At 63.0% G+C, this 3794-nt stretch carries 5 protein-coding genes; 4 read left to right on the plus strand and 1 reads right to left on the minus strand.

All coding sequences use genetic code 11. The features are described 5' to 3' along the window. The 4 genes from B5G43_RS16795 to B5G43_RS16810 form a co-directional block, all read left to right on the plus strand. Positions 1-536, plus strand: a 536-nt coding sequence (locus B5G43_RS16795) for an N-acetylmuramoyl-L-alanine amidase (protein ID WP_143382902.1), incomplete at its 5' end; no start/stop codon positions are given. A gap of 10 nt (positions 537-546) precedes the next feature. Then, the gene (locus tag B5G43_RS16800; protein ID WP_087263357.1) at positions 547-1020 is read left to right on the plus strand and encodes a phage holin family protein; all 474 of its coding nucleotides are present in this window, start codon (positions 547-549) and stop codon (positions 1018-1020) included. Positions 1021-1380: 360 nt separating this feature from the next. Beyond that, positions 1381-2133, plus strand: a complete 753-nt coding sequence (locus B5G43_RS16805) for a M23 family metallopeptidase (RefSeq protein ID WP_087263358.1) — start codon at positions 1381-1383, stop codon at positions 2131-2133. 284 nt (positions 2134-2417) lie between these two features. Continuing rightward, a complete protein-coding gene (locus B5G43_RS16810) occupies positions 2418-3476 on the plus strand; it encodes an NAD(P)-dependent alcohol dehydrogenase (RefSeq protein WP_087263360.1) in 1059 nt (352 codons plus the stop codon). 45 nt (positions 3477-3521) lie between these two features. Here B5G43_RS16810 and B5G43_RS18080 read toward each other — a convergent pair. Beyond that, on the minus strand, positions 3522-3794 hold a 273-nt coding region (locus B5G43_RS18080), incomplete at its 5' end, for an Ig-like domain-containing protein (protein WP_206405038.1).

Consider the following 3794-nt stretch of genomic DNA (forward strand, 5'->3'; position numbering starts at 1 on the left):
ACACCAAGCCATCCCTCACCGAGCGCGCCGGGGTGGCCAACCGGGCCGGGGCCACCTGCTTCGTGTCGCTGCACTCCAACGCCGCCGGGAATGGCGGCTGGTACGACGCCGACGGCCTGGAGATCTACACCTCCGCCGGGCCGGAGAGCGCCCCGCGCAACGTGTTGGCCGGCCACCTGCTGGAGGCCTTCGGGGCCGCGGGCGTGGCGCTGCGGTCCAACGCCGCCAAGCACGAGATGTACACCGTCCTGGCCGAGACCGACATGCCCGCCGTGCTCATCGAGTACGGTTTTCATACCAGCAAGACCGATGTGCCCCTGCTCCTGAGCGGGGACTACCGGGACAAGCTGGCCGCTGCCACCGCCGACGGCGTGTGCAAGTGGCTGGGGGTGAGCTGGGCCGATGAGCCCCCCGCCGGGGAGACCGACCGGACCATCGTCCAGCGGCGGTTTGGCTTTGCCGACGAGACCATGGAGTACCTGTGCAAGTACCTGTACGCCGACGCCCTCCTGGAGCGTCTGGCCACGGCCGACTGAGGAGGGACACATGGAGCACATCAACACCCTGAAAGCCACCATCAGCGCCATTTTTGCGGCCCTCACCGCCCTGTGGGGCTGGTTCGGCTGGCTGATTTTCGCGTGGATCGTCTGCATGGCCATCGACTATGGCACCGGCTCCTGTGCCGCCCTCCGGGGCGGAACGTGGTCCAGCGCCGCCGCCCGGGACGGTATCTGGCACAAATTAGGGGCCGTGGTGGCCGTGATCGTGGCCGCGATCCTGGATCTGCTCATCGGTAGCATCCTGGCCCATTTCCCCGGTTTGAGCCTCCCGTTTACCTATGAGGTATTCCTCTGCCCCCTGGTGGTCACCTGGTACATCCTCACCGAGTGCGGCTCCATCATCGAGAACGCCGGCGCCCTGGGTGCCGATATCCCCGAGTGGCTGAGCAAGGCCATCGCCGCCCTGCGCAATACCGTGGACGAGGCAGGGGAGGGGAAGGACGACGACGAGCCGGGCTAAAAGAGAATAACGTGTCCAAGTAGGACACAATGGAAAACCAGCGGCTGGACGACCACGAGATGCGCATCGACCGGCTGGAACGGAGATAAACCTAGGCCCCCGAGGTTTGCCTCGGGGGCCTGTGTTATGTTGTTTTTGATACAAATACATTACGCTTGTGTATTTTGATGAAGCGTCATTTGTTGGCTAGTAGAGATAAATTAAATAGAACAGCATTACTTTCCTAATAGAATGTGCTGTGTTTATTTGTATGCCTAAGATTCCATTAAATTTTCCGCGAAAATAGTTTGCGCCAGAGGCTGGAAAAGAAGTATAAGCCTCCGCCGCTTTGTCCACAATAGCGTCGGAGGTGTTGAACACATGAAACAACCATTCAAAGACCGCGTCAGCGACTTTTTTGCGGGAAAAGGTTTCTACATCGTCCTGTTCCTGTGCGTCGCCGCCATCGGGATCTCGGGCTATTACCTGCTCGGCGTTCTGCAGGACCCGGGCCAGACGGTGTCGGGGACCATTCAGGTCACGGTGACGCCCACGGTGCCGGAGCACAGCGCGGCCCAGAAGGACGCCCAGACGACGCCCGCCGCCGTGAAGCCGGTGCTGCCGACGCAGACCACCGCCCCCAAGCCCAGCGCCAGCGCCGCCCCCAGTGCCGCTCCCAGCGCCGCACCGGCGGTGGAGGAGGGACCGGTGGCCGAGTATTTCGTCTGGCCGATTCAGGGCGAGGTGCTGCGGGGCCACAGCGTGGAGACTCTGTCCTATGACCCCACCATGGGCGACTGGCGCACCCACGAGGGCGTGGACTTGGTGGCCCAGGCCGGCGCCGTGGTCATGGCCGCGGGCGACGGTCAGGTGCTGGCCGTGTATGAGGACGACCTGATGGGCACCACGGTCACCGTGGACCACGGCGAAGGCGTGGTCAGTGTCTACTCCAACCTGGCTGCCCAGCCCACCGTGGCCGAGGGCGACACGGTGCGGGCCGGGGATACCATCGGCTCGGTGGGGGAGAGCGCCATGGCGGAGAGCGCCCTGCCGTCCCATCTCCACTTTGCCATGAAGGTGGATGGAGTACCGGCAGATCCGATGGAGTATCTGCCCGAGAGCAGCCAAAATTGAATAGAATTGAAATATATCCTGCAAAATGCTATGCCGTCGGGGGAAGAACACTCCTCCGGCGGCGCGGCATGACGGGATAGACTGCAAGAAAAATAAATAAATATATAACTACGGTTATAAATGTATTCATTTTTTATAATAGCGATTATTAAAATTTATAAAGGATTTGGGTTTGCATCGAATTTTACCGGGAAAACGGTTGACAGCTGGGTCGATCTATGATACTCTGTCTGCAACAAGGAGAATAGTTTCTTGTAAATCCAACACGAAGGAGGAGATTTCCTATGAAAGGTTTTGCGATGCTGGGAATCGGTAAGGTAGGCTGGATCGAGAAGGAGGCCCCTGCCTGCGGGCCCCTGGATGCGCTGGTGAAACCCCTGGCGGTGTCCCCCTGTACGTCGGACATCCACACCGTCTGGGAGGGCGCCATCGGCGACCGCCACGATATGATCCTGGGCCATGAGGCCGTGGGCGAAGTGGTGGAAGTGGGCGCGCTGGTGAAGGACTTCAAGCCCGGCGACAAGGTGATCGTCCCCGCCATCACCCCCGACTGGGGCTCGCTGGAGGCCCAGGCCGGCTACTCCATGCACTCCGGCGGCATGCTGGCCGGCTGGAAATTCTCCAACTTCAAGGACGGCGTATTCGGCGAGCTCTTCCACGTCAATGAGGCCGACGCCAACCTGGCCCATCTGCCCGAGGGGGTGGACATGGCCGCGGCGGTGATGCTCAGCGACATGGTGCCCACCGGCTTCCACGGGGTGGAGCTGGCCGACGTCCAGTTTGGCGACGACGTGTGCGTCATCGGCATCGGCCCCGTGGGTCTGATGGCGGTGGCCGGCGCGGCCCTCCGGGGCGCGGCCAACCTGTACGCCGTGGGCTCTCGTCCCAACTGTGTGGCCCTGGCCAAGGAGTACGGCGCTACCGAGGTCCTCAACTACCGGGACGGCGACATCGTGGAACAGATCCTGGAGCGCACCCACGGCAAGGGCGTGGACCGGGTGGTCATCGCCGGCGGCAACGCGGAGGACACCTTTGTCCAGGCGATCCGCATGCTCAAGCCCGGCGGGCGCATCGGCAGCGTCAACTACCTGGGCTCCGGCGACTACGTCCGCATTCCCCGTGTGGAGTGGGGCTGCGGCATGGGCCATAAGGTGATCGCCAGCGGCCTGATGCCCGGCGGACGGCTGCGCATGGAGAAGCTGGCGGCCCTGCTGGCCACCGGCCGCGTGGACCCCGGCAAGATGCTCACCCACCGTTTCCAGGGCTTCGAGCACATGGAGGAGGCCCTGCTCCTCATGAAGGACAAGCCCAAGGACCTCATCAAGCCCGTGGTCCTCATCTGATCGAAAAAACGGCGCGCTGCCCAAGGCAGCGCGCCGTTTTTGTCATCAGTTGCAGCGGACGATGCAGGTGAGGGTCTGTCCGTCCACGGTGCAGGTGAGGGTGGTGGTGCCGATGCCCACCCGGGTGACCTTGCCGGAGCTGTCCACCGTGGCAATGGCAGTGTTGGCGATGCTCCAGGTGGGGGTGGAGGTGGTGCCGGACACCTCCATCTGGAAGGTGGGCCAGGTGGCGTTGAGGGTGAAGTCCTCCCGGTTGAGGCTCAGGGTGCCGGAGGTGTTGCCGGAGCCAGAGGGGGCGGGGGAGGCGGAGGCCCCGGG

The sequence above is a fragment of the Flavonifractor sp. An92 genome, assembly GCF_002159175.1.
In the GTDB taxonomy this organism is placed as follows: Bacteria; Bacillota; Clostridia; order Oscillospirales; family Oscillospiraceae; genus Pseudoflavonifractor_A.

Coding starts and splice junctions, on each gene's coding strand:
- B5G43_RS16810 (WP_087263360.1), top strand. CDS start 2,418: ATGAAAGGTTTTGCGATGCTGGGAATCGGTAAGGTAGGCTGGATCGAG.
- B5G43_RS16800 (WP_087263357.1), top strand. CDS start 547: ATGGAGCACATCAACACCCTGAAAGCCACCATCAGCGCCATTTTTGCG.
- B5G43_RS16805 (WP_087263358.1), top strand. CDS start 1,381: ATGAAACAACCATTCAAAGACCGCGTCAGCGACTTTTTTGCGGGAAAA.